General features: G+C 61.2%; 23 protein-coding genes. 1 reads left to right on the top strand and 22 read right to left on the bottom strand.

The window, feature by feature from the left end; genetic code table 11:
* Positions 1-12: 12 nt before the first annotated feature.
* The 12 genes from NJ75_RS12385 to NJ75_RS12330 form a co-directional block, all read right to left on the bottom strand.
* Positions 13-1824, bottom strand: a complete 1812-nt coding sequence (locus NJ75_RS12385; protein WP_017499953.1) for a ParB/RepB/Spo0J family partition protein — start codon at positions 1822-1824, stop codon at positions 13-15.
* 85 nt (positions 1825-1909) lie between these two features.
* Entirely contained in the window at positions 1910-2344 is a 435-nt protein-coding gene (locus NJ75_RS12380; protein ID WP_017499954.1) for a DUF2958 domain-containing protein, read from the bottom strand.
* Positions 2341-3312 carry an ArdC family protein gene (locus NJ75_RS12375; protein WP_017499955.1) on the bottom strand — a complete coding sequence of 324 codons (972 nt, stop codon included), beginning with the start codon at positions 3310-3312 and terminating at the stop codon, positions 2341-2343. Before NJ75_RS12375 ends, NJ75_RS12380 begins: the two co-directional genes overlap by 4 nt.
* Positions 3313-3827: 515 nt before the next feature.
* Positions 3828-4283 (bottom strand): hypothetical protein, encoded by a 456-nt coding sequence (locus NJ75_RS12370; protein ID WP_017499956.1) that lies wholly within the window; start codon positions 4281-4283, stop codon positions 3828-3830.
* Positions 4284-4337: 54 nt separating this feature from the next.
* The gene (locus NJ75_RS12365) at positions 4338-4979 is read right to left on the bottom strand and encodes a lytic transglycosylase domain-containing protein (RefSeq protein WP_017499957.1); all 642 of its coding nucleotides are present in this window, start codon (positions 4977-4979) and stop codon (positions 4338-4340) included.
* Positions 4967-5488 (bottom strand): S26 family signal peptidase, encoded by a 522-nt coding sequence (locus NJ75_RS12360; protein ID WP_017499958.1) that lies wholly within the window; start codon positions 5486-5488, stop codon positions 4967-4969. The genes NJ75_RS12365 and NJ75_RS12360 overlap by 13 nt, the downstream gene beginning before the upstream one ends.
* A complete protein-coding gene (locus NJ75_RS12355) occupies positions 5481-5792 on the bottom strand; it encodes a helix-turn-helix domain-containing protein (RefSeq protein ID WP_081095412.1) in 312 nt (103 codons plus the stop codon). The genes NJ75_RS12360 and NJ75_RS12355 overlap by 8 nt, the downstream gene beginning before the upstream one ends.
* Positions 5793-5822: 30 nt before the next feature.
* A complete protein-coding gene (locus NJ75_RS12350; protein ID WP_017499960.1) occupies positions 5823-6704 on the bottom strand; it encodes a phytanoyl-CoA dioxygenase family protein in 882 nt (293 codons plus the stop codon).
* Positions 6705-6709: 5 nt separating this feature from the next.
* Positions 6710-7324: an acyl-homoserine-lactone synthase gene (locus NJ75_RS12345; RefSeq protein ID WP_017499961.1), complete on the bottom strand. Its 615-nt coding sequence runs from the start codon at positions 7322-7324 to the stop codon at positions 6710-6712.
* A 92-nt stretch (positions 7325-7416) separates the two neighbouring features.
* The gene (locus NJ75_RS12340; protein WP_017499962.1) at positions 7417-8163 is read right to left on the bottom strand and encodes a LuxR family transcriptional regulator; all 747 of its coding nucleotides are present in this window, start codon (positions 8161-8163) and stop codon (positions 7417-7419) included.
* A gap of 86 nt (positions 8164-8249) precedes the next feature.
* Positions 8250-8576 (bottom strand): helix-turn-helix domain-containing protein, encoded by a 327-nt coding sequence (locus NJ75_RS23765; RefSeq protein ID WP_017499963.1) that lies wholly within the window; start codon positions 8574-8576, stop codon positions 8250-8252.
* Between the two features lie 487 nt (positions 8577-9063).
* The gene (locus NJ75_RS12330) at positions 9064-10209 is read right to left on the bottom strand and encodes a CaiB/BaiF CoA transferase family protein (protein ID WP_026108913.1); all 1146 of its coding nucleotides are present in this window, start codon (positions 10207-10209) and stop codon (positions 9064-9066) included.
* A gap of 80 nt (positions 10210-10289) precedes the next feature.
* Here NJ75_RS12330 and NJ75_RS12325 point away from each other — a divergent pair, with 80 nt between their 5' ends.
* Positions 10290-11291 carry a LysR family transcriptional regulator gene (locus tag NJ75_RS12325; RefSeq protein ID WP_017499965.1) on the top strand — a complete coding sequence of 334 codons (1002 nt, stop codon included), beginning with the start codon at positions 10290-10292 and terminating at the stop codon, positions 11289-11291.
* Positions 11292-11455: 164 nt separating this feature from the next.
* Here the strand turns inward: NJ75_RS12325 and NJ75_RS12320 are convergent, their stop codons facing one another.
* The 10 genes from NJ75_RS12320 to NJ75_RS12280 form a co-directional block, all read right to left on the bottom strand.
* Positions 11456-13162: a TonB-dependent receptor gene (locus NJ75_RS12320; RefSeq protein ID WP_231737069.1), complete on the bottom strand. Its 1707-nt coding sequence runs from the start codon at positions 13160-13162 to the stop codon at positions 11456-11458.
* A 9-nt stretch (positions 13163-13171) separates the two neighbouring features.
* A complete protein-coding gene (locus NJ75_RS25050; RefSeq protein WP_236727139.1) occupies positions 13172-13657 on the bottom strand; it encodes a TonB-dependent receptor plug domain-containing protein in 486 nt (161 codons plus the stop codon).
* Positions 13658-13800: 143 nt separating this feature from the next.
* Positions 13801-14703 (bottom strand): SDR family oxidoreductase, encoded by a 903-nt coding sequence (locus NJ75_RS12315; protein WP_011415065.1) that lies wholly within the window; start codon positions 14701-14703, stop codon positions 13801-13803.
* Positions 14704-14808: 105 nt separating this feature from the next.
* Positions 14809-15954, bottom strand: coding sequence for an acyl-CoA dehydrogenase family protein (locus NJ75_RS12310; RefSeq protein WP_017499968.1), 1146 nt, complete (start codon positions 15952-15954; stop codon positions 14809-14811).
* Between the two features lie 37 nt (positions 15955-15991).
* Positions 15992-17230 (bottom strand): thiolase family protein, encoded by a 1239-nt coding sequence (locus NJ75_RS12305; protein WP_011415063.1) that lies wholly within the window; start codon positions 17228-17230, stop codon positions 15992-15994.
* A 43-nt stretch (positions 17231-17273) separates the two neighbouring features.
* A complete protein-coding gene (locus NJ75_RS12300; RefSeq protein WP_011415062.1) occupies positions 17274-18068 on the bottom strand; it encodes an enoyl-CoA hydratase/isomerase family protein in 795 nt (264 codons plus the stop codon).
* Positions 18069-18134: 66 nt separating this feature from the next.
* The gene (locus tag NJ75_RS12295; protein ID WP_026108915.1) at positions 18135-19679 is read right to left on the bottom strand and encodes a class I adenylate-forming enzyme family protein; all 1545 of its coding nucleotides are present in this window, start codon (positions 19677-19679) and stop codon (positions 18135-18137) included.
* A 129-nt stretch (positions 19680-19808) separates the two neighbouring features.
* Positions 19809-21443, bottom strand: a complete 1635-nt coding sequence (locus NJ75_RS12290) for a GMC family oxidoreductase (RefSeq protein WP_082013366.1) — start codon at positions 21441-21443, stop codon at positions 19809-19811.
* Positions 21444-21519: 76 nt separating this feature from the next.
* Positions 21520-22944: an aldehyde dehydrogenase family protein gene (locus NJ75_RS12285; protein ID WP_157228455.1), complete on the bottom strand. Its 1425-nt coding sequence runs from the start codon at positions 22942-22944 to the stop codon at positions 21520-21522.
* A gap of 231 nt (positions 22945-23175) precedes the next feature.
* Positions 23176-25881, bottom strand: a complete 2706-nt coding sequence (locus tag NJ75_RS12280) for a TonB-dependent receptor (RefSeq protein ID WP_236727138.1) — start codon at positions 25879-25881, stop codon at positions 23176-23178.
* Positions 25882-26127 lie beyond the last annotated feature (246 nt).

The raw sequence follows: 26127 nt of genomic DNA, 5'->3' as shown, positions 1-26127 counted from the left end.
GCCCGTCCAGTTTCATGCGGCTTCGCGCTCGGGCTGTTCCTGCGGCTCGGCCTTGGCAGGGGCCGGAAGCGCAATCACCGCGCCGGGGCCGGTCGGTTCCGGCTCGCGGTCGGGGCGCGCCGCGAGCACCTTGGCATGAGCCGCGACGGTGCCGACGCCGCCGCGCGCCGTATAGGTAGCGGGCGGGAACGCCATCCATTTCGGCACCCAACCCTCGACCTTGGGCCGCCCGTTCGCACCCTCCAGATGGTCGCGGACGATGCGCTTCAAGACCTTGCCCGGTTCCTTCGCATTGGCGGCGGCGACAGGTTCGCCCGCCACCTCGGCGACGATGCGGGTCAGCACCTCCTTGTCGCGGACACACTCGAAAAAGGCGTCGTCGGCCTGCCAGTAGCGGGCCATATCGACGCCGATCTCGCCGCCGACCGCCTCGATGGCGGCGCTGCCGCTGGCGAGCGTTTCGCCCATGACGATGACGATCACGTCCATTACGGCGCGGTCGGGCACGTCGAGCAAGCGCAGGAACACGCCGACCAGTCCGAAGTCGTCGCCGTTGCCGCCTGTGACGGTCGGTTCCTCGGGCGAGAAGCCGAGAAGGTCCAATACGGCGCGGCGCTTCGCGTCGAAGTCGGTTTCCGCGCGGCAAGTTTCGACGCTTTCGCGCACATCGTCGTTGCGCGCGGTCTGCGGCTCGGGCTTGACCGTCCACAGTGGCGACCCGACGATGACATGGGCGACCATCAAGCGCAGCGCGACCTTGGGATGACGGGTCAGCGAGGCGCGGACAGCGGCATGACGGTGCAGGTTGATATAGGTCTGCATCGTGCTCGTCACTTCGGGGCGCGGCACTTTGGGGCCGGTTTCGATTGCCTCGCCGCGTTCGAGCCGCTTGGCCTCCTTGCTCGTCACATAGCCTTCGTGGACCTCGACCTCGCCGCTTTCGCGCACATCTATATACACGCGCCCGCCCTTGCGCTTGGGTGCCTTGGCGAACTCATAGCGGTAGAAATATTCGCCGGGCGGGACGATCACCACGTCGAACCATCCGGCATCCAGATAGTCCTCCTTGCGCGCGTCGATTACGGCGTTCTGCGCGGTCCAGAACGCGTCGGCATCTGCAAAATAGCGGTCTTCGCCGAACAGATCGGCGACGATCGCAAGGCCGCTCGCATCGACGTCGAACAGGGCATGTTCGACCTTGATCGACTGCCCGCCGAACAGCCATGCCTTCAATTGCTGGCCGGTCGGGCAATAGGCGTCGTCATCGTCGTAGAGCGCCAGCCATGCCTTCTGCTGCTGCTTGCTCGCCAGCGTCAGATGCCGGACGGTCGCCGCGTTGATCTTCTCCTTGCGGTAAAGATCGCGGATGCGCGGAAGCAGGTTGCCGAGCGCTAGGATACGCTTCACGCCAAGCTCGGGAATGCCGAACGTCGCGGAGATATCCGCAATGTCGCGGCCCTCCTTGACCAGCCGTGCGAAGGTTTCCCATCGCGTCACCTCGTCGGGATCGAGCCGGGTGTTCTCGAGAAGCGATGCCTCGATGGCGTCGGCGTCGTCCCCGGCGTCGAGGATGGCGACGGGAAGCGGGCCGTGGTCGATGCCCTCGACAAGCGCGATGGCGTTCGCCGTCCAGCGCCGCCGCCCGGCGACGATTTCGTGGACGCCATTATCGTTGCCCGCCTGCGGGCGCACGATCAGCGGCACGATGACACCGCGCTTGCGGATCGAGGGCAGAATGTCGCCCACGTCCGGGGGCTTGGGTCCGTGCCGCATGTTCACCTTGGACGGAACCAGCTTGCTATGGTCGATAAAGTCGAGTTTCATTGGTCTGCTCCTTCTGGAGCGCCGGTCCCGTTTGTCTTGCTGGATGGGCGGGACCGGCACTCAATGCGGCGAAACGCGCCGCGCGTCATCCGGCCCCTCGATCATCAAGAGGCGGCGGAAGCTCGTTGCCGTTCCGGCTATCGGTGATGCGGCGAAGTTCGGCTTCGGCCAGAACGATTGCACCCATGCGCCGCGCGGTATCGGACCATAGCGAAAGCGGGGCCAGCGGCTCGAAATGCTCGTCGCGCTCGATGAACAGGCCGAAGGGCAAGCGGACGCCCGCAATCTCGGTAAGCGAGAACACGCCCATTTCCGGGCATCCGAACCCCAAGTCGGCGAGGCCGAACAGCGTGTCTCCATCGTCGTAAAGCTCGGTGGCGATCCACGTCGCCGCGCCGACCGGATTGAAGAATTTGACCACCGGGAACGGGTCGAACCGTTCGTCGCGCTGCTCGTGGAGGCGGCTGGCGCGCGCATTCGCGCGCAGCGCCGAAAGGATCGCATGGGGGAGCGTAATCATGCCGCTTCCCTCCCTTCGTCCTGCGTCTCGGCGTAGCGGGCAAGCAGCCAATCGGCGGCCTTGCTCGCCTGACTGGCCGCGCGAAAGATCGCGCGATTGTCCTCGCGCAGCACGTCGAGCCATGATGCCAGATAATCGGCGTGACGAACGGTCGGCACGATGCCGAGCGCGGCGCAAAGGAAGGCCGATCCCATCTCGGCGATCAATTCTTCGCGCGCATAGTCCTTGCTGCCGAACGCATTGCGCAGATTGCGATTGAGGCGCGACGGGTGGCCGCTGGCATGACAGAGTTCGTGCAGCGCCGTCCGGTAGAAATTGATCTGTTCGTGGAAGGCCGGTTGCGGGGGCACCTGCACATAGTCGGCGCTCGGGACATAGTAGGCCTTGTCCCCACCGATGCGGAAATCGACGCCCGATGCCGCAATGACCGCTTCGGCGATCGGCACGACTTGGCGTTCGGGAAGCGGTGCGGGGTCGGTGGCAAGGCCGGGGCGCAAGCCTTCGCACTGTGCGACGTTGAACACGGTGAAGCGTTTGAGGAACGGCACCGCGCGGGCTTCGCCGCCGGTCTGGCGCGCGCGTTCCTTCTCGGCTTCGGGGGTGAAGCGGTCGGCATAGACAACCCTTGTCCCGCGCTCGCCTTTCCTGACATTGCCGCCCGCCTCCAAGGCTTGGCGGAAGGTCAGCCACGATTGCGACGGATAGCCGTTCTCGATCACTGCTCCCCACAGGATCAGGACATTGACGCCGCTGTAATTGCGGCTGGTGAGCCCGTTGCGCGGGAGGCCGGGGGCGGCGGAGAAGCCTTGACCATTGGGGCGGCCCCAAGGCTGGACCCAAGGGAAGCGGCCCGCCTCAAGTTCGGAAACAATGCGGCCCGTCACCTCGTCGTAAAGATTGGCGCGCTCCGCCGGGGGCTGGCGTTTGCTGCCCTCTGCGCGCGCGCGTTGGCTGCCGGTCTGGTGCATGGCTATCCTCCAATGCCGCCCCAAAAACCCCAGGGCCTCCCCCGGAGCGGGGGTGGGCGGCGAATTGCGACCTGCCGGGCGCGGCCAGGAGGCGGTCCGCACCCGCAGGGCCGAAATGCAATGGAGGAGCCGGACCCGAGCGCAGTCGAAGGCCGGCTTGCGGGACGCCGGGCCGGGCCCAGAAGGGAGCGCCGCCCACCCGCGCGACGAGGGGAAGGCCCAACGAAAAATGCCGCCGCGCCGGTCAGGCGCGGCGACGACAGGCCGGAGCAAGGCTCCGGCATCCCGCCAGTCCGATCGTCACCTTTGGCCGGGACGCGCGAAGCGTGGCCCGGTGGAGCTTGGCGAACGGATGTGAGCCTAGCGGAATAGAGCGGCGGTCGCGCCGCAGGCGCGAGGCGCCTGAAAACCCGGATGCGTCAGGTCAGACCCTGCCGTCTTGAAGCACTCTCGTCGTGGTCGCCATGCGCGCGGTGACACGAGGAGCGAGCACTCGGCCCACTGGCCCCAACAGATCAACCGTGCAGCGGGGATCCGTTCGAACCGGTGCAAGCGGTCATCGCGGGCAACAGGCTCATCATGGCGGCACCGGCGATGATGATCGCGCCGACCGCCGCGGCGATGCCGGTCGCGGTCGGCCCCGCACCGCCGAGCTGCATCAGGCTGGAGACGACACTGCCGCCGGCGATCCCGGCGGGCACGGCGAAGAGAAGCGCGATCGCTCCGCGAAGCGGAACGGGCAACCGCGACGCGATGAGCATGCGTCCGATCAGCAAGACCGCGACGCCGACGACGAGGCCGAGAAGCAGACCGAGCAACGGCCCCAGTTCGCCACCCCCCGCCCACAGAAATGCGGCCGCACCGAGCCCGACCGGGAGTGCGAAGACGGCGAGCCGGAACATCGCCCAGGCGAAGAGGACGATGCCGGTGGCGGACAGGATCAGACCGAGCAACATCACGACCAACTCCATAGGCTCGGAACATAGCAGAAACACGATTCGGCATGAAGCCCCGATCGGCTCGCACTATGGGCGGTCTGGCGCGTTCTTCTCGGGCGACGTCGATCGCAGCGCGACGAACAGCGTGGCCGCACCGGCTTCGCTCCGGCCGGCAGGGGGCCGGTCGCCGATCGCGAAGAAGATGGCATTGACGGTACGCGGCGTTGCACTGGCGGCCGTGACAGCCGACCGGGAATTGACGGGCACTCCGGCGACGCTCGCGAGATAGGCGCGGGTCTCACCGGGCAGCGCGCGGCCGGTCCGCACGTGCTCGGCATAGCGTGCCGGTCCCGCGTTATAGGCTGCGAACAGTCCGGGATAACCGAAGCGGTCATACATCAGACGAAGATAGAGCGTCCCCGCCAATATGTTGTCGCGCGGGCTATGGGGATCACGTCCGAGCCCGAGCCGCGCGCGCATTTCGGACCAGGTGCCGGGCATGAGCTGCATCAGTCCCATCGCGCCGGCGTGGCTGGTAATCGGGCGCCCGTCCAGCACCGTGCGCCCGCCGCTCTCGGCGCGCATGACGCGCTCGATCCATTCTACCGGCACGCCGAAACGCGCCGAGGCTGCCTCGATATAGGGCCGCCAGTGAACGACCGACTGCGCGTCAGCCGGTGCCGCCGCCAGCAGCGCCAGGGCGGTGATGGCGACCCTCAGCCCAGCCACAGCAGTCGCACCTCGCCGATGACGTCGCCGCGCGATGTCGGTCCGAAATAACGCCCATCGAACGAATCCGGGCTGTCCATCAGCAGGAACAATGCGCCCGAACGCAACATCACGCAGCCATTCCACCACGGCATCGGACGGTCGCGGCCATCGGCTTCGCGGCGTTCGGCCACCGGGTGGCCGTTGACATAGATCTCCCGCCCGCGCGCACAGACGCGATCGCCGGGCGCGGCCGCGACGCGCTTGACCAGCGGGATATTGATCGGAATGTAGCGCCGCTCGGCGGCGAGCCGGCGCCAGCGGTCGGGCACCCGGACCAGCACCATGTCGCCCGATGCGATGTCCTGCCGTCCGCTGACGGCATAGAGACCGATCGGCGCGCTGGCCGATGCGTTCCAGACCAGCCACGGCGTTGGCGGCAGCGCGATCGTGGTCGCCAGCGCGGCCGCGCCGAGACCGATCAGCGCGGTGGGTTTAGCCGGCAGACGGGAGGGTAGCAGCCTAGCCATTGCCTCCCTCCCGCATGTTCGCGCGCGACCAGGCCTCGATATCGTCGATATGGTAGCGCCAGACGGTGCCATGCTTTCGGCACGGCGGGCCGCGCCGCTCCCGGCGCATCTTCTTGAGCGTGTCCCCCGCGAGACCGAGATGGAACGCGGCCTGCTTGGTTGTCAGAAACGGGCAATGCTCGCGTGCCCGCCGAGCGCGCTCCGCGGCCGACGACGCCGTGGCTCCACCGTCCACAGCGGATGAATCCGCCTCGATCCGTGTTCGCGCGCCGCCGCCTGCTTCGGGGTTTGGATCGTGTGTCATGAGTGCAGCGCCCGGTCCGACGAACCCGCGTTACCCGCCGATCAGGCCCGCACGCGCGGCTTCCTGTTCGGCGACATAGGCATCCAGCATGTCGGCCTGGCCGGGGAGCAGCGCGTCGATCGCAGGGAGGCCGTCGATATCGTCCCGGTGAAGCAGCACGGACGGGCACTGGCCTTCGACATTGCCGAGATTGGGGCGATGCTGGGCATAGCCGATGAGCGCGGCCAGATCGGGATCGAACGCTCGAGCGATGGCGGGCGGATAGACGAGATACTGATTCTCGAACGTCCGCAGCCATCCGAGGCAATAGGAGGTGATGACCGCGCGGCGCACATGATCGGACTGGTTAGCGCCGGCACCATGCAGGATCGATCCGAGGAACAGCAGCGCGGAGCCGGGTGGCATTTCGGCGGCGACCGGACGTGCATCGCCCGGTTGCGATGCCGCATCGTGATGGCTGCCCGGCCAGACCAGCGTCGCGCCACTCTCCAGCGTGAACGGATCGATCGGCCAGATGACGTTGATCTGATAGTGCATCCCGGTCTTGACGCCGCCCCAGAGATCCTGGTCGCGGTGCGGCACCTGCGCGAGCGCGCCGGGATGGATTTCGATCGCCTGGGTGAGGTTGAGAACGATACGATCGCACCATTCCCCGAGCACCGTTTCGGCGATACCGCGGATGATCGGGTGCAGCACAAGGCCGGCGATATGCCGTGAACGCCGCAACAACGCGCCAAAGCGCTTGGTGCGGGCTCCGTAGAATCCGCCTTCGCAAAAGGGCGTGGCGACGAAGCGCGGTGCGAGTTCGGCTTCGAGCGCGGTGATTAGCTCGGTCGGCACGGCGTTATCGACAATGACATAACCGTCGGCGAGCAGCATCGCGGCGAGGCGGGCGGGGTCGTGCATCGCCATTCCCTTCACGCGGCTCTTGCCGCCGCATCGGGAGTGATCGCACCCGGTACATAGATGCCGTTCGACGCCAGCAGCGCAGGCGTACCGGCGCAGATCTCGATGCGGAACGCTCCAAGGAACGCGCCATCGATGCGGCGCGCGGGGCCGAGCGGCGCTGCGCGCCAGCCCATCGCCAAAACCTCCTCGCGAAAAGCAGCGGTCACGACGCCGGTTAGCATGGTGATTCCGCTGCCGAGCGCATGATCGACCATCGCCGAGATGAGCCGGTTGCGGACACGCAGGCGTCCGGGGGCGCCCAATCGTTGCGGCAGGCAAAGTCGCGTAATCTCGCGAACCTGCTCCCCCCGGGGCGCATCGCACTCGCAGAGCGACGCGAAACGATCGGCGAGAAGATGTGCGCCCTCTGTCGATAGCAGCCGCATCGACCCCTGGTGAATGCAGCCATCGTCGGTGGCGATCAGATAGACCGCCTTGTCGCCGTCATAGCTGTCGATTTCATAGCGGCCGCCGACGACCGGAACATCCCAGCCCAGCAGATCGACGAACAGGGTCTTGCGGTCCTCGAACATCGAGGCGGCGCGCGCATCGGTAAGCGAGCACCCTTTGACAATATGGATCATGGCAGTAGCTCCCGTTCAAATTGAACAGTCGCGAAGGGAGCAGAGATGAAGGGCTCAAACAGTCGTCAATATTGAGGATGCGGCGATCCCGCTCAGAACCGCGGGACGATCTCCTCGATGCAGACGATTCCGCAGGCGAGCGCGATCGCCGGGAGCTGCGCGCGGGAATAGATTCCGAAATGTTCGCGCAGGTCACGCATGTAGGTGCGCACTGTCGTCGGGGCGATGTTCATCATGATCCCGATCTCGACGTCGCTCTTGCCCATCGCCGCCAAGCGAAAGCATTCGAGCCGCTTTGGGCTGAGATGGGGTAATTTCAGCGGGCGCGCCGGAAAGCCGTGCAAGCGCCGCGCCTCGGTAAACGCCTCGCTCGCCATCAGCGTCGCGATCCGGCAGATATGCGATGGCGGCAATTGCCCGTCGCGCGTTGCGAACGTACAGCATCCGGGCGGCTCGCCGGCGACGCCAATCGGAACGGTGAGGCCGTTGCGCAGGCCATGACGCGCGGCTTCGCGCACGATGCGCGCCTGTCGCCGCGTGAAGCCGCCCAGCAGTCGCTCCATTTCGTGCCAGCAGAACGCCCGGCTTGTCGAGCGCGCCGCGAGCAAGGCGGGATCGTCGCGGTAATAGCCTTCGGCGACGAAAACGTCGCCCCAGCTCTGGAAATTGTCCATGCGGAAATATCGCCCACCGGGCTGAAAGAAGGCCATGCTCTGGACGATCGCGAGCCATGGGAGGCCGAGCTGGCGTGCGGCGGCCTCGCTGCAACTGAACAGCTCGCGATCACTGTTCGCGCGCCTGGCCTGCTTAATATAGGCATCGAGGTCGCGAAACGGCACCGAGGGGCACTCCTTTCGACGCGCGCGTTGCGGGCGCGTCTATCGGGCGCGTGGTTCCAGCCCACGCGCGTGCAGCCCCCGATGATTTACTTGGTCTTGCTCGGCCGCCCCGTCGGCTTGTGCGGATGGCGCCGGAGCGTCACCGCCGGGCGCGCCAGTATCGCGCCGATTTCCAGTTCGTCGTCCGAAACGATCGAGATCGATATCCGGCCGGACAAGAGATAGACGGCATTAACGCCGAGTGCCTTCGCGAGCCGCTCCATTGCTTTCAGCGTCGGGCTCGACCGGCCATTTTCGATCGCACTCAGATAAGAGCTGCTCGTGCCCGCATCATGGGCGAGCGCTTCTTGCGTGATGCGCATCGCAAGCCGCAATTTCCTGAGATTCAAACTGAAGGACTTCGACGCATCCATAAGGGCGTAAGTTCACGCCCTGCGACCATTACTCCACACTGGATACAGGTTGGAGTTATTATCTATATTATTACGTTTTTACAAATATTTAAATGAGATTCCCGAACAACGCGCACTCAACTCTGATGCGGATTCTCAGGCGCGCCAAAAGACCGCATTCGGACGGTCGAATCGGTCGATGACCGAAGCCCTCACGCCAGGACATTGGCCGTGGACGCCGCAGTGGAAATCCCATCGGCGTCGTCACATCCGGGGCGAGCATTGATTTCAAGCGCCGAGCGAATCACGATGCGAACAACGTCCCGTGGACACGTCCGCAATCGCCGTTCCGGCGTGGCGTACAGGAATCATCGGATAGTTTGACGTGCCTGTGTGTCGTTGTCTCCTTTGATTTGAATGCAGCGCAGCGAAGCGGAGCGTCGCATTGGTTCATAGTTATGAAATCACCGTTCGTGTCGGGCCGCTGGCCGCCCACCATGCCAACCGACTACTCGCAACAGTCGGTTCTGGCGGTAATCCCGCAGCGGTCCGGTTTGCTCCAGCCCCGCCGAATTGTACTCGGATCTTCATGATGCAGCGGGATCGGTCCGGGGATCGGTAGTGACGAGCCCGAAAAACGTGGCGCCGGCATTGCCTGGAGGATATTGTCGATCTCCCGATAGACGCCTCGCGCTGCCATATGAGGATGGCGCGCCGCTTCGTCCGGATCAAGCACGGGGGCAAAGCAGGCATCGCTGCCTTCCAGCAGTGTGCGCCATTCTTCCCGTGTCCGCATGGCGAATATCTCGCTAAAACGCTGCTTGAGCTCGGGCCAGGCATCACGATCATAGCCGTCGTCAAAACTGCTATCGCCGGCCAACCCCAGCTTTTTGCAAAGCAGCGCATAGAACTTGGGCTCGAGTGATCCGACTGAGATGAAATTCCCGTCGGCGCACCGATAGGTCGAGTACCAGTGAGGGCCGTCAAGGATGCTGCAGCCGCGTATGCTGGCAACCTGGCCGGCGGCCTTCAGGCTCAGGAGCAAGTTCATCATGTGAGCGCTCCCATCGACGATCGCGGCGTCAACCACTTGCCCATTCCCGGTATCCCGCGCGTGCATTGCCGCTGCGAGGACGCCGATGGCCAAATAGAGCGCTCCACCCCCAATATCGCCTACCAGGCTTGGCGGCGCCATTGGCGGTTCACCGGGATGCCCAGCATACCAAAGGGCTCCTGACAGCGCGATATAGTTGATGTCATGGCCGGCCGCTTGGGCGAGAGGTCCCTGCTGCCCCCAACCCGTCATGCGACCGAATACAAGGCGGGGGTTACGCGCTAGGCAAACCTCGGGACCAAGGCCGAGCCTCTCCATCACCCCAGGCCGCATGCCTTCGATCAGTACATCGCCCCTTTGGACGAGATCCAGGACATGCGCGACGCCTTCGGGGGACTTCAGATCCAAGGCAATTACACGTTTCCCGCGGTTCACAATGGCGCCGCTGCCAAGATCGATATTTTCGGAGTTAGGGCTTACGCGTTCAATGACGACGACATCGGCGCCAAGGTCGGCCAACAGCATTCCGCAAAACGGCGCCGGGCCGATGCCCGCAATTTCGAGTATTTTGAGGCCTGCAAGCGGACCAGTTTTCGTCATTCAGGCATACCTGCGTCTGAGACCTTGGCGCTTTGATCCAGGCCGTTTCGCCGCTCCAGATTTCGAGACGGGTTGCAGTCGTGCTGGGCGGCAGTGTCGAAAGTAAGATTGGCAAAATGACCTTGATTCGCCTAATTCATTCTCTGGAGCAATTATTCCTGTGGGGCATGTCCATGCTCGATTCTCGCCTCAAGCATGCCGTCGCGGTTGGTCAGCTTCGTTCCTTCTCCAGGGCAGCGGATGCGGTTGGTGTCACGCAGTCGGCGGTGACCAAGAGTGTCGCTGAACTCGAACGGCATCTTGGCTATTCCCTTTTCCATCGGACCTCACGGGGCGCGATGCCGACAGAGGAGGGACGCGAATTTATTGATCGCGCAGCGCGCTTGCTTGCCGACGCAGCTGAACTACTCGGAGATACAGCCCGCCGCGCCGACGCCTATGCGGGCCCGCTTCGAATCGGACTGTTCCCAGGGTCAATCGACTGGTTGCTCACCCAACCTCTGGTTTCTTTGCTGCGGCGCCATCCGGCAGTGCGCGTCGAAGTCGTTTCGGGCAACAGCGAAAGGGGCGTGCGACTCCTGTCGCGCGGCGATATCGATGTCGCCTTTGGACTTGAAGCGGCCTTTGCACGCTGGCCGGAATTCAAGTGCGAGCGGGTCGCCTCGATCGAAATACTGCCTTTTGTGCGGAACAATCATCCCATTCTGGGGATAAACCCGACCAGCAAGGAGCCGCTGGTCCAGTTCGAATTCGTAGTGCCCTCATCTTCCGAACCCTACACATCGATCATTCAGCAGATGTACGAAAAAAGCGGTAAGCGTCCCGCTGACTGGATCCACATGACAGACTATTTTCAATTGGTTCGACGGATCGTTGCCACATCCGATGCTATCGGGATGGTTGCAAAACAGTTCACCGAGAACTCATGGTTTCGCGCCAATTTCGTGGCCTTGGAGGGAATCGGTTTATTCGATCCATTGACGCTTTGTTATGCTGTGCGTAGCCGCTGGCAGGTAAAACCGGCTGGCCGTGCGCTCGTCAGCCTTGTTCGTCAGGCATGGCGCACCGCATCATCGGATTAACGGCAAGGGGGCGGGGTGCGATCGGAAATCCGCTGCATCCGTCGCGATCAGCTAGAGCATTTCGCGCAGAAGTGGGAACCGGCTTTCCGGCAGGAAATGCTCTAGCAAATTGATCTTGGGCATTTTCCGAGTTGGCGGGTGATTCCACTCGCCTCGAAAATGGCCTAGAAGCTAATCGCCACTTCTCCGCCGATGACGCGCCCCCTGTTTAGCGGTGAAAGGCTTGCACCCGTGCCCCCGAAGGCCGCCGGCAAAGGTGTATCGCCGCCAATCGTCACCTCATTCAGGAGGTTTCGGCCATAGATGGAGAAGCGCCAGTGCTTGTTGTCGGTCGCCAATGTGAGGCTCGCATCGAGCATATCGGCGCCCTGAAGGAAGCCGACGTTGTTGTCGGTGAATGCCGCCTTGTCGCGATGCGTGAAGCTGACACGCGCCGTTGCTGTCCCCAATTCGCCAAGCTGCTGATCATAAGTCAGCCCCACGCCATAGGTCCATGGCGACAGCCTTGGCAATTTGAGCGCACGATCCACATCGTTGATGACGCCATCACCGCTGAGGTCGAACTGGACGTTGCGATACTGGCCATTCACGTAGCCGAGCTGACCCGAAATCACGAGGTTGGACAAAAGAAAAAACTGCCCCTCGGCCTCGACGCCTTTGATTGTGGCGTCGGCGGTGTTCCGTATGACCTGGCTGACGCCAAGCGGTCCGGGCAGGTTGATCTCGCGCTGCAGGTCCTTCATGCGATTGTAGAAGGCCGCCAGGTTGATCCGGTGGCGCCCGAATTGCTTCTTGGCGCCGAGTTCGAAACTGTCCTGGGTCTCTTGATTGAATGGCCCCGGCGGCACAGCGGGATCGGTGTTGCGCAAATTATATCCGCCGCTGCGGAACCCGCGCGTGTAAAGGCCATAAATCTGCGTGTCGTCATCCGGCTTCCACTGAAGGCCGATTTTCGGCGTAAACCCTCGCCATTTTGCCGCGTCGGCGAAATTGGTTGCACAGATCAGCGTGTCTAGATTGCAACCATTTGCGCGTAAGGCCGAGACCCGAACGGCTTTGCGTTCCCAACTATACCGCGCGCCGAGATTCAAGGTCAGCGTATCGGTGAAATGCCAGTCGGTCGAAGCAAAAATGCCCCATGTTGTCTGGTCTTGCGTACCCCCACCGGAAACGATCCGAGCACCGCCCAAAAGATTCCGCAGCTCGGCGTAACGAAGATCCTGGGAAAAATAGTATAGACCGGTTGTCAATTCGACGTCACCGAACCTTCCGGCATAACGAAGTTCGTCGCTGAGTTGATCCTGGTCGATTTCGAAAAAGGCATGAAAGAAGGACTGTGGTGTTCCATCGATATCAGCGCCCGCGGAGGATCGGAATTTCCGATAGCCAGCGATGTTGGTGAAGACGCCTTCGCCCAGACCGACATCGATGTTGGTTTCCACGATCGCCTGGTCCCATTTGGCATCATAGAAACCTGGGAAATTGATCGAAAACCTGAAGCTGTCGCGGGGAAACAGCGCGTGACTCTGGACAGGGGCTCCATCGCTTTCGACATCGCCATGCTCATAGCGGAGATCCATTCGGAAGCGGTCGCCACCCTTGAGCGAAAGTGCCGGGCGAATGATAAGGTCATGTGATTTACCGAAGCTGCGATTGTCGAAGCGGTTGCGAAACCAGCCATTGTCGTCGCTGTAGTAGACGGCCAATTTGGCAGCCAAAACGTCATCGACGATAGGTCCGGTAACCGTGCCGCTTACGGTCTTTTTCAGTCCCGTTTCAATGGATAGCTTGGCTTTGGCTCCAAAATCGAAGCTGGGCCGCGTGGTCCGCACAACCACGGCACCGCCGGTAACGTTGCGACCGAAAAGCAAGCCTTGCGGTCAACGCAGAACTTCGATCCCCTCAAGGTCGAAGTTGTCCAGCACGACACCAGCGTTGATGCCGAGGTAAATACCGTCAGTGAAAACGCCTACGGTGGGGTCGATCGATGGGATCGTGCTGTTGATGCCGAGGCCCCGGATAGTGAAATTGGCATAGCCCGGTGCCGTACCCACATCCTCGAGCTGGACGTTGGGAACGTCGTAGCTCAGACTTTGAAGATTCTGGACGAACTTGGCATCCAGCTGCGCTTCACCAAAAGCCGTGACCGCCATCGGTACTTTCTGCACGCTTTCGCCATAGCCCTTTTTGGTGGCGGTAACGACAATGTCCTCAGCCAGCGCTTCCGTGGCGCTCCCGGTTTGGTCGTTCGCCTGGGGCGTTGCTTCCTGGGCAAATGCTGTTCCCGAGCACAACAACGCGGCAGAAGCCAATAGACATCCTCTCATGGCTGATCCTCTCTTCCCAGGAGATATTGTGTAGTTCATGCCGTTTGGCGGCATTTGAGGGCCGTCGTCCAATTCAATTCGCTGCAGAACTATTCCTGCTGCTCATCGATATCTGGCGGCAGCACGACGCCATCGGCAGCCCGACGGCCGCTCAAAAATATCATGGTAATTCATCGGGTTGATTACGCTCTCAGCGCCCGTTCTACCGCCTCAAGGCTGTCATTCAGCCCGAGCGGGTGCTCGGCATCCGTGAAGTCGACAATTCTACCCCAGTGCCGGGCGACATCATCGAGCGTGAACGCCCTGTCCGCTCCGAAGGCGTGCCCAAGCGCGCGCTCCCACCTAAGCTTGGCGATATAGCCGGCTCCAACTTCAAAAAGCCCTTTGGTTTCGCTGCAATTCTCGTGCGCAAGCCAACCGACCAATGGACTGATCGCTTCCGCTCTGAGATTGGCGAGAAACTCTTGTGGAAAGGCAGTCGCGGTCATACGCGATGCGGCGATTGGGGCGATCGTATTAACCTGGATGTTTCTGGACCGCCCCTCCTCCGCCAGCGCGTTCGCAAGCCCCAATATTCCGAGCTTGGCTGCGGCATAGTTGGCCTGACCGAAGTTGCCGTAGATTGCGGCTGCAGACGTGGTCATGACGATGCGGCCATAGCCCTTGTCGCGCAGTATCGGCCATGCTGCCTGCGTCACTGCCCGCGTCCCATTCAGATGGACCCGCTGAAGCAGTGTCCAGTCTTCGTCGGTCATTTTGTGGAAGCTCACATCGCGCAGGATGCCGGCATTGTTGATGACGACGTCAACGGTTCCGAAGTTGTCAACCGCGGCTTGGATGATCAGCGCGCCCTCCTCGACCGACGCATAATTTGCCACCGCCTGACCGCCCGTGGCTCGAATTTCGTCGACCACATTGTCAGCGGCTGTGGAGCAGCTGCCGCTCCCTTTCTCGTCGCCACCCAGATCATTCACCACCACCTTGGCTCCGCGCCCGCCAAACATCAGCGCGTACTGGCGCCCAAGTCCGCCTCCGGCTCCGGTCACAACCACTACCCTGCCATCGAAACGAAGCTCTTCGTCCATCGCTTGTCTGCCTCTTTTACCTGAGCGACGCATCTGCGCATTTGATCCTGTGCGAGTCAGGCACGCGGCTCCATTTCCGTCGACGCTGTCGTTTTCGTCTGAGCCTTACCGAAAGGCTTGAATGCCGGTCAGGGCGCGCGAAACAACAAGCTTTTGAATCTCCGTCGTGCCATCGGGGATGGGGCAAATGATCGCCTCACGCACCAGCCGCTCAACGATGAATTCGCGGGTGACGCCGTTGCCGCCATGGATCTGAAGCGCATCGCGCGTCGCTTCGATCGCCATTTCGGTGGCGTACCACTTGGCCATCGAGCATTCCGTCTCTGCGCGCGTGCCCGCCTGGACGAGGGATATTGCCCGGTGCGTCAACAGACGGGCTGCGTCGATCTTGGTCGCCATGATGGCGATCTTGTCGGCGATCAGCTGATGGCCGGCGATCTTCTTGCCATGCTGCGCGCGATCGCGAGCGTACGCGATCGCCTCATCCATTGCTCGCCGTGCGATGCCGATACTCCACATCGCCATATGGCAGCGGGCAATCTCGAACACTTGCAACGTATTGCGCAATCCATCGCCGACCCGGCCGATCGTGTTTGCCACCGGTACGCGGCAATCGGACAGGAATATCTGTGCAGTCGATTGGCCGTTGAGCGCCATCTTCTGGATATCGCGCACCTCATACTCACTCTCGTCACGATCGACCAGGATGTGAGTGACTTCATTTTCGCCAGTCTTGCACGTACAGATGAAGATGTCCGAGTAGGCTCCGTTGGTGATCCAGGTCTTTTCGCCATTGATGACCCAGAAATCGCCGTCTCGTACGGCGCGTGTCTTGATGGCGGCGACGTCCGAGCCGACATCGGGCTCCGAGATGCCGAGCGAAACGAACTTCTCGGCCGCGACGAGGTCGGCAAGATAGCGTTGCTTGATCGTCTCCGGGGCGAAGCGGCGGATGAGTTCTGCGCCAACCGCGTTGATGAAGCCGGGTATGGCCACATCGAGCGAGGAATAGGCGATCTCCTCGAAAATGAGCAGATGAGTGAGCCATCCCATATCAAGCCCGCCCCATTGCTCCTGATGCGGTGCGGTAATATGGCCATAGCCGGTCAGTGCTTGAGTCCATTCCTTCATGAGCGGTTTGGGGATGAATCGCTCCCCATGCCGGCGGATTTCCGGCTCAAGCTTGTTGTCGAGAAAGCGGCGGACGGTTTCCACCGCCATGCGTTGTTCATCGGACAGCTCAAAGTTCATATCGTGACCCCGTGTTTCCCTAGGCGCGCTCTGACAACTACCGGCCCAGGATCGTGACGGCGACCACCGCCTCTTCCACCCCGATGACACCTCCGCCGTTCTGCGCGATCGCGAACCGGGCATTCGGAACCTGTCGATCTTCCGCCTCGCCGCGCAATTGCAGCGCAAGCTCGTAGATTTGGCCGAGCCCGGTGGCGCCGATCGGATGTCCCTTGCATTCAAGCCCGCCCGACGTGTTTACCGGAATACGCCCACCCAGCGCCGTCTCACCGCGCTCTGCCGCGAGTCCGCCCTCGCCAGGCGGCGTCAGGCCGAGCGCCTCGATTTCAATGATCTCGCCAACCGCCGTGGCGTCATGCACCTCCGCGACGCCAATATCTTCTGGCCCCACGCCGGCCATCGCATAGGCCCGGTTCGCCGCAAGGCGGCTGACATGGTGGTCATAATCAAAGGGATCGCGCGCGGCGCCGGTTTGCAGCACAGACGCCAGGATTCTTAGCGCCCTGTCCGGGGCTGCCGACAGTTTGCGCCGACCGGCTTCGCTGCAGATGATCGCAGCGGCGGCGCCGTCGCTGATCGGGGAGCACATCGGCAGTGTGAACGGGTAAACGATCGGAGGCGCAGCGAGTACACTTTCGACGGTATATGGGAGGCGATACTGGGCAAGCAGATTGCGCGTCGAATGCATGTGATTTTTCGCCGAGACGGCCGCGATTTGCGCTTGCGTCGAGCCGTAGGTCTTCATGTGCGCGCGTGCCATCGCGGCGTATACATCCATGAAAACGCTGTAAGGCTGACTCGATGTCGTTCCTTCCGGAACATCGACGCCATTGCCCATGGCCAGCAGCTGCGCGCGGCCCGACTCGGTTTCATGCACGTCCCAAGCGCCATCGAATGCACTGAACATGAGCGCCTTGTCGGGCGAGTACATCTTCTCCGCGCCGAGCGCGAGTACGACATCCGCTGCCCCCGATCGAACATAGGCGGCGGCCATGTGCAAGGCCGTGGAAGCCGTCGCACATGCGTTTTCGACATTCACCACGGGAACGCTTGAGATGCCCATCGCTCGCGCCACGATTTCGCCGCGGATCATGTCCTGGCCCTCCATATGCCCCTGGACGCAATTGCCGAAGAAGATGGCTTCGACATCGCCGGCGGTGCATCCTGCGTCGGAAAAGGCCTGCGACGAAGCTTCGGCGCAGAGCATTTTCAGGCTCTTGTCGAACTGTTTTCCGAACGGGGTCATCCCAACCCCCATGACGAATATGTCGGTCATTCGTTGATCCATTCTTCCAATGTGTTCCGCATCCGATCAGGTCTCACCGGTCGGAAAAATCGGGCTTCCGCTTCTCCCGGAATGCCGCCAGTCCTTCGACAATGTCGTTGGACAAGGCGTAAGCAGCCATGGTTTCGAGTTCCTGACGCAGCCCGACTTCGAGCGAGCTATCCTGCGCAGCGCGGACTAGCTGCTTCATGTAGGCGAGCCCTGGCCGGCTCTTTTCTGCAAGAGATTCTACCAGCGCTTGCGCTGCCGCAATGAGATCCTCGGGAGCAACCAGTTGGGTCACGAGTCCGGCTTCCTTCATCTCGGCAGCCGAGATGGTCCCGCCGGTCATCATCAGATGTTTCGCACGCGCTTCGCCGATCTTCCTAGGGAGTCGAACCGACCCTCCACCGCCGGGCAACAGGCCGTAATTTGCATGGGCGTCGCCAAATCTGGCCGGGTGCGCGGCAATGACGAGATCACAGCACAACACCAGTTCCAAGCCGCCGGCGAGCGTAAGGCCGTTGACCGCCGCAATTATCGGAAGGCGCGACGTCTCGATCCTGTTAAAAGCCTGACCGAGCGGCGGCAGAAACAGATTTAAGCGTTCGGCGAGAGTTTGTCCGCCTGTTCCATCGCCAATTGCGAGCAGATCCGCGCCAGCGCAAAACGCCCGTCCGGCGCCGGTAAGAATGCAAGCGCGCACCGTCGCATCTGCTTCCGCTGCCTCGATCGCTGCGGCGAGTTCCTCGGCCAAAGCCAACGACAGACTGTTCAACGCTGCCGGCCGGTTGAGGGTCACCCAAAGCGCTGGGCCGCGTTGCTCAACCAGGATGTATTCATAGTCCATTGCAGTCTCCCGCGCGCCGGCAGGCGGTCACCGGAATAGAGGATGTGGCTAGGATGGCTGCGTCGGTCATGCCCCCGAAATGCGCCGGTCCTGGCCCGCCCAATAGGGCTCTCGAAGCTTTGAACGAAGCACCTTTCCGACATTGCTCAACGGCAGTGGCTCGGCGGTAAAAACGACCTTGCTTGGCTTTTTTGCGGAGCCCAGACGCTGGCGCACCAAATCTATTATCTCGGTCTCCGTGATTTGTGCTCCGGGCTTGACACGCACCATTGCAAGCGGCGTTTCACCCCATTTTTCATGGGGCACGCCAAAGACCGCGACCTCGAGTACACCGGGATGGTCGGCAATTACGTTTTCGATTTCGGTGGGATAGATATTGAAGCCGCCTGACACGATCATGTCGTTGTTGCGATCGAGCAGATACAAAAATCCGTTTGTGTCGATCATGCCGACATCGCCGGTTTTGACCCAGCCATCTTCCATGCGCCGGGCGGTTTCCTCCGGATCGTTCCAGAATTCCTCCATCTGGCCATTTTCGAACCGTGCGACGATCTCGCCGGGCTCGTTTGGTCCCAGCACCTTTCCGTCCTCGTTACGGATTTCGATATCGGCGCCACTCATGGGACGTCCGACCGCCCGAATTGGGGCAGAACCTTCAAATTCGCCGAACCACTCGTTGGGCCCCATAGACGCGATGGGCAGGATTTCGGTCTGTCCATAGCCCGAATGAAGAACATGATTCCCGAATATCTGGCACGACTTGCGAAGCGTCGGCTCGGAGATCGGCGCTGAAGCACTCAGCAGAAACTTCAAATTCGGAAAGTGGCGGCCATATGCCCCGTCGTGATGCACTATGGCATTGAGCATGGTGGGGGCTACAAAGGCATGGCTGATCCGTTCCTGCTCGAGAGTGTCAAGAAAGGACGCTGGATCGAAGCCGTCCATCATCACGTTGCGGGCGCCGCAATACCAGGCCGGCACGAACAGGAAGCCCGATGCATGGGACAACGGGCCGACATGCAGAATGGCATCCCCTGGGGCCACTTGGGGGCCGATGCTGAAAAATGCGGCGGAGATCGTCATCCATGAACGGTGCCGATAGGCAACGCCCTTGGGTTTGCCCGTCGTGCCGCCGGTGTGGCGGATGACACAATAGTCCTCCGGCGCGACGACGGGATCAGGATCCCGGTCCGAGGCTGTCGCCAACCAATTCTCATAGTTGTGATCGCGGATAATGATCCGCTCAAGCGTCGGAGCTTGGGCATCCAGCCCCGCCAACTCCGAAGCCAATGCCTCATCGACCAGCGCCAACCGAGATCCGGTACTCGCGATCATATGGGCGTGCGCTTCACATCGGTTGCGCGCATAGAGAGGAACACGCGTATAGTTTCCAATGGCAGCCGCCAGTATGATGTCGGCGGCCTCGATGGAGTTCTTCTCCAGCGTAGCAATCCGGTCACCCGGTTGAAGGCCGCACTCCGCAAGAGCATTTGCGAGCTTCACGCCGCGCAACCAGGCTTCCGAGAAAGTCAACCGCCTGTGGCCGTGAACGAGAGCCTCTTGCTGGGCGAAATAACGTGCGGCGCGACGTATTTGCGTACGGACGTCCATCAGCCGCGCTCCTCTAAGGCGCTCGCCCACAATGGCGCAGTCGACACATAATAAACTGACATGCGATAGGCCTCTCCGGACTTCTTTTCGTAAGCATCTGTGTCTGCAGCATTGATCCAATCGTCCAATTCAATATTCTGCGATGCTATTCTTGCTGCTCATATTATCGTGCCGGATCATGTCGGCGGCTTTCTCGCCGATCATGATGCAGGTTGCATTGGTGTTGCCGTTGACGATTGATGGCATGATCGAGGCATCGGCCACGCGGATATTTGCGAGGCCGTGAACGCGCAGGCGGTTGTCGACCACCGCCATCTCGTCGGTGCCCATCTTGCATGTTCCCACCGGATGATAAGCATGATTGGCTTCTGCCCGGATATAGGCGTCGATCTCTTCATCAGTTTCAAGGTAGCGGTCAGGATAGAGAGGCCGTTTCATCATCGCCTTCATGCGATCCGAATGCAGGATCTCCTGCACGACACGGAAGGCATTGCGCAACGTCTTGAGGTCGTCGGGATGACTCAAGAGATTGAGGTCCATCTTGGGATCGGATTCGGGGTTTGAGTCATGTAAGGCAACCCAGCCGCGGCTCTTTGGGCGCCCAATATTGAGAATGATCGCATAGCCCCATTTCGTCATCAGCTTGTAGTCGCGCGCATGGTCGCGATAGGCGAGCGGCACGACATGGACCTGGCAGTCCGCCCGGTTCTGCCCCGGCGCGGATCGCAAGAAACCGCCTGCAGCCGTGGGCGGCGATGCCAGCCAGCTTTTCCTTTGCGTGAGATACTGGAATAGGTCTCGCACGGTCTTGAGCGCGCCAACGACATTGAGTGCGATCCCGAGCCGCTTCTTCGACTGGTAGATCAGCATCAGGTCAGGATGGTCGTGAAGATTCTGGCCGACACCGGGAATATCATGAATCACTTCGATTCCATGCTTCTCCAACTCATCACGCGGTCCGATACCGGAAAGCATCAACAGTTGGGGCGAATTATAGGCGCCGCCGCTGACAATGACTTCCTTTTCGCACGGGATCGTCTTCAACTGCCCGTCCTGGGAATACTCGACTGCCACCGCGCGGTTGCCCTCAAACCTGATACGATGGACGCGGGCATGTACTTCGACGCGGAGGTTGCCGCGCCTGCCCATCACCGGATCAAGGTAACACGCCTTCACGCTGGCGCGCTTCCCGTCCTTCACGGTAAACTGATAGATGCCGACACCTTCCTGGCTGGCACCATTGAAGTCCGGATTGGCTTGATGGTCCAGTCCAGTCGCCGCCTCGATGAAAGCATCATAGACATCGAATTCGCGCTTGCCGTTGGATACGTGAAGCGGTCCCGACGAGCCGTGAAACTCATCCTCACCGCGCTCATTATTCTCAGCCTTGCGGAAATAGGACAGGACATCGTTGTAACCCCAGCCGTCGTTGCCGAGTTCGGCCCAGTGGTCGAAATCCGACCGGTCGCCGCGGATATAGACCATCCCGTTCATACCGCTCGATCCACCCAGCATCTTCCCGCGCGGATTGTAGAGGCGGCGGTCGTTGAGCGCCTTTGAAGGGTCGGTGTTGAACCGCCAGTTGAGCGTATTGATCCGATAGTCTTGGATCAGCGCCCCAAAAGCGCCGGGCGTGGACACAAGCGGCGAGGTGCCTGGGCCGCCTGCCTCGAGCAGGCAAACGGTGACATCGGGGTCCTCGGACAACCGGCTGGCGATAACGCCGCCCGACGACCCACCTCCAATAATTACATAGTCAGCCATTTGCTTCCCTTGTCATTCGACCCATGCTGGCGACCCGGCGTCATGCAACATGCCAGCATCAACCGCCGCAGCCACGTCAGAGGATCTTTTCGAAGATGTTGAGTAGTCCTTCGGTCTTGCTCGAATAGGGTGGCAGAAGTTGACCAAGCAGGCTGAGTTTCGGCTGAGAGAACACCGGCTTGTAATGAGTGAAGCGCTCGAAACTGGCGACGCCGGTATAGGCACCGATGCCGCTCTGTCCGATGCCACCGAAAGGCAGCCGGCGCTGGAAGACGTGCATGACCGTGCCGTTGAGAGTCACGCCGCCAGCGTGCGTTTCGGAAATGATCTTGCGCCGTTCCTCACTTTCGTCGCCAAAATAATAGAGCGCCAGCGGGCGCTCATGCCGGTTTACGTAGCGAATGAGCTCGTCTTCGGAGCGATATGGCATGATCGGCAGGATCGGTCCGAAAATCTCCTCCTGCATCATCGCCATGTCATCGGTAACGTCGAGAACCGCCAACGGCACGATCCGATGCCGTTCAGGAAGCGTTCCATCGCCGTTGTCCGAGAGGTTGAGCACCGTCGCGCCCTTGGCTTCGGCATCATCGAGCAAACCTTGGAGCCGCGCGAACTGTCGGTCATTGATGATACTGGTGAAATCGGGGTTGCTTGCCGCGTTGGGGTAGCATTTGGCAACCTGAGCGCGGAGTGCGGCGACGAAGCTTTCCATCTGATCGACATGGACGAAGGCATAGTCAGCGGCGATGCAGGTCTGGCCGGCGTTGAGCAGCTTGCCGAACACTAAGCTTTCACAGACTTGTGCAAGCGATGCACCCTTGCCCACGATGGCAGGGCATTTGCCGCCAAGTTCCAGAGTAACAGGTGTAAGGTTGGCAGCCGCCGCTTCATAGACTTTGCGGCCAACCGCGGGTGAACCGGTGAAGAGAATATGGTCGAAAGGTAGGGCCGTCATCGCCTGTGCCATGTCGGGCCCGCCCTGGACAATCGCGAATTCCTCTTCGGCGAAATACCGGCGCACAAGCCGCTCGCTGGCTTCGGCGGCGTTGGCGGAAACTTCGCTCGGCTTTGCGATCACGCGGTTGCCGGCCGCCAATGCACCGGCCGCGCCAACGAATATGGTGCCGAGCGGATAGTTCCACGTGCCGAGAACGCCCACCACACCTAGGGGCTGGGGGACCAGGCGCGATGAACCGGGAAGGCCGAAGATGTCAGTCTTCACCCGCCGCGGCCTCAGCCACGTCTTCAGATTGCGGCGCGCAAATTTAATTTCCGATATGCCAAGCATCAGGTCGAGCAGGATAGTCTCGTAGCGGGATCGAATGCCGAAATCGGCGGCAACGGCATCGACCAATTCGTCTCTGTGCTGCTCAAATATCCGGCCAAGGCGCCCGAGCAGGTCCATGCGTTCTTCGTAGCTGCGCGAAACCTGCTCACGCGTCCCTTCGCGTTGGGTCGCGAAAATTCGTTCCAGCTCAGTTCTGTTCCGAGACGCATCCACGTTAAATCGTCCGGAGGCGCGCTGGCCGCTCGGCGCTGCTCGCCTGGGCGGTGCTTTCAGCTGCGCCGATCTCAGTGATCACAGCGCGCTCGATTCTGTACGCCGTGCCGATGAATGAGGGACCGTTGCCGGTGGAACGCATTATGGATGCTCCTCGGTCTGAAAGTCAGGTCGAAAAAATCGGGGGCAGCGGGCGGGAGAGGATGCCCGCCGCCCCCGTCGCAGCAGCGATCAGAACTTGACTGTCGCTTCGACGCCATAAGTGCGCGGCATGCCGCGGTTCAGATAATCGTAGCCGAACACGTTCAGGTTGAGGCCGTAGGTGTAGTAATATTTGTCGAACAGATTCTTCGCCCACAAGCTAACCGACATATTGTCGTGCGCATAGGTTAATCGCGCATTGGCGAGCCAGTAGCCCGGATTTGCGCATGTAATCGCCTTACCCGCGAGCGTTATGTTCGATCCCGCTGGGGGTGTATCGCACGGTGTCTGCCCATAATTCTTGAACGGATCAAAATAGTACTTGCCCATGTAGGACGCATCACCGCGCAAGGTCAGCTTGTTGGTGCCGTCATCGATCATATCCCAGTCGAATCCGGCCTGGAACGTAACCTCCGGCGCGTTCGGGAAGGGATTGCCGTTGACGTTCAATGTCGGGCTGGCCGGGTTTGCCGGATCGATCACATTGCCTTTGTACTTGCTGTTGAGATAGCCCAGCGAAGCATCGAAACGCAACGTATCGGCCACCTGCCAGGCGAGTTCGGCCTCGCCACCGAACAGGCGACCATTGGCGCTGCGCGTGAAGGTTGTAGCGCCGACCGCCTGCGTTACTTGGTGATTCGAATACTCGTAGTAGAAGCCCGCGAGGTTAAGTTGGACGCGGCGATCGAACAGCCGGGTTTTGAGCCCCGCCTCATATGCATTCACCTTTTCAGGCTGGATATAATAGACTTGATTGACGCCCTGATAGGCAAGCCCGTTGAAGCTGCCGCTGCGGTAACCGCGACTGTACTGGAGATAGCCCATGATATCATCGGCGAACTCATAGCTGACATTGATACGGCCGGTTAGCCTGTTTGCCTTTTCGCGCTGCTCAAGCGGCGCGAGATTGGGGTTGTATGGATTGCTGTAGGGGATCAGGTTGACAACCGGCGTCGTACCGTCGAGCGCATAGAGGAAAGTGCTGCCGTTAAGGTAATTGACCTTATCCTGGGTGTAGCGTGCACCCACCGCCACGGTCAGCCGCTCGGTCGCTTTCCAGGTTACGTCGCCGTAGATCGCCTTCGAGGGGCGCGACACGTCAAAACGCTGTTCGCCGAGGATCGGGGTGAACGGAGGCGCGCCTGCCCCGGCGCAGCCCGCCGAAAAGCTACCCCCCATGCCGCCATTGCCCGTATTATTGATCGCGATGTCGGTCTGGAGTGCAATCAGCGAGCGTGCATCAAGGAAGCCGTTGGGATTGATCTCGATCGCGTCGCAGAATCCGGCATCGCCAGGCCCCAACGCCGGATTGGCGGCAAAGGCTGGGATATAGCGGATCGCGTCGGGCGTTCCGATTGCGGCGTTATTGTAGCTGCCCGGAAGACCGGCGCCAAGCAGCAGCGGCCTCAGCGCCCCGAAAAAGTCCGGGTAGTTGACCGTCTTGACCTTGTCCCTGCCATAATAAAGGCCGGCAATGATATCGAGGCGGTCGTTCGAATAGCTGAAACGCAGGTCCTGGTTGAAATTCTTGCTCGTCGACGTGAGGCCGATCGAGCAGAGATCGGCTGGGCCGCCATCGCAATCATCAGGATTGTTGATATAGTCGCCGGTGTCGTAGCCGGTAATCGAGGTGACGGAGAATTGGTCGCTGACATCCCATTTGATGTTGAGGGCTATCCCTTTCGACTTGCTGATGTTCTTACCTACCCGATCAACTGCGACCTCATTGTCACGCAGCAACCGCCCGCCTAGGAAAGGTTGCGGATCGTAACGCGAATAGCCGAGCGCATCCTGCCCGCCCGCGAGTTGACCACCTGCATAGGGCGCGGTGCCCCATGGATCGTCCTTCGCGGCATAGAGCTTCAAATTGATGTCGAGATCGGGATCGGGCCGGAAGCGGATCGAGATGCGACCGCCGATCGTATCGGTGGTCCCTAGGTCGCGCTCATTCCCAGGCAGTACATTGCGCTGCCAACCATCCCCTTTTGCAAAAGTACCGGCGACGCGGACGCCCAAGATGTCGGGAACCAGCGTCGCTTCAGCGGCGCCCTGCACCGTGAAAGTGTCGTAATTGGCATAGCCGGCGGTCAGATAGCCATTGGCCTCTCCCAGATCCGGCTTGCGCGTGAAGAAGCTGATCGCGCCACCCGTGGTGTTGCGACCGTAGAGTGTTCCTTGCGGTCCGCGCAGTACCTCGACCCGGTCGATGTCATAGAGTTGCAGGCCATGGCTCGCCCGGAAGCTCTGATAGACTTCATCGACATAGACGCCAACCGGCGACGCAGTGGAGGCGGAAAATTCGTTCGCCACTGAAATCCCGCGCAGCGAGAAATTCGGTTGGGTGCGACCATAGGGAGTGGTGACTTGCAGGCTGGGGATCGCGCCCATCAAGTCTGAGGTCTCCGTGATGCCGCGCGTGCGCAGCGTCTCGCCGCCTATGGCGGAAACGGCGGCTGGAACATCCTGCAAATTCTGTTCGCGCTTCTGCGCCGTGACGACGATTGTCTCAAGGCCACCTTCCTGCGCCTCGGGCTTTTCGCCCTGCGATGCAGCGTCCTGGGCATGTGCCGGCACTGCAAGCGCACACGCGATCGATAGCGCGGTGGCACAAAGCAAATTTGTCCTAAAGGCTGTGACCATGACTGTCCTCCCCACGGCATTTTTTGATTTGGCGCCATTTGCCGCGCCTTGGGGCTCATCGTCCAATTCAATTTGTTGGCGAACTATTCCTCCCACTCATTGATTAAGGACTGATGAGCCTGCACCGCTGACGCTTCGTGGCGACGCAAATAACCCCATATATTTCATTGAATTAGTCACGCTGAGCGCGTCCATCGGGACGGATGCGCGCGTTCTGCTCGCCCCAATCGAGCCCTTCCAGACGATGTATCGGCGTAATTGGCGGTCCCGGCGGTTTCCCTTGTCGAGTTGCAAGGGGAATCAGCTATGATGAGATGTAGTGAGATACGGTTTCTTGGAGTT

This window comes from Novosphingobium subterraneum, from assembly GCF_000807925.1.
GTDB lineage: Bacteria > Pseudomonadota > Alphaproteobacteria > Sphingomonadales > Sphingomonadaceae > Novosphingobium > Novosphingobium subterraneum.
Note: the sequence above shows the minus strand (reverse complement) of the source record. Positions and strands in the feature narration are given on the sequence as shown.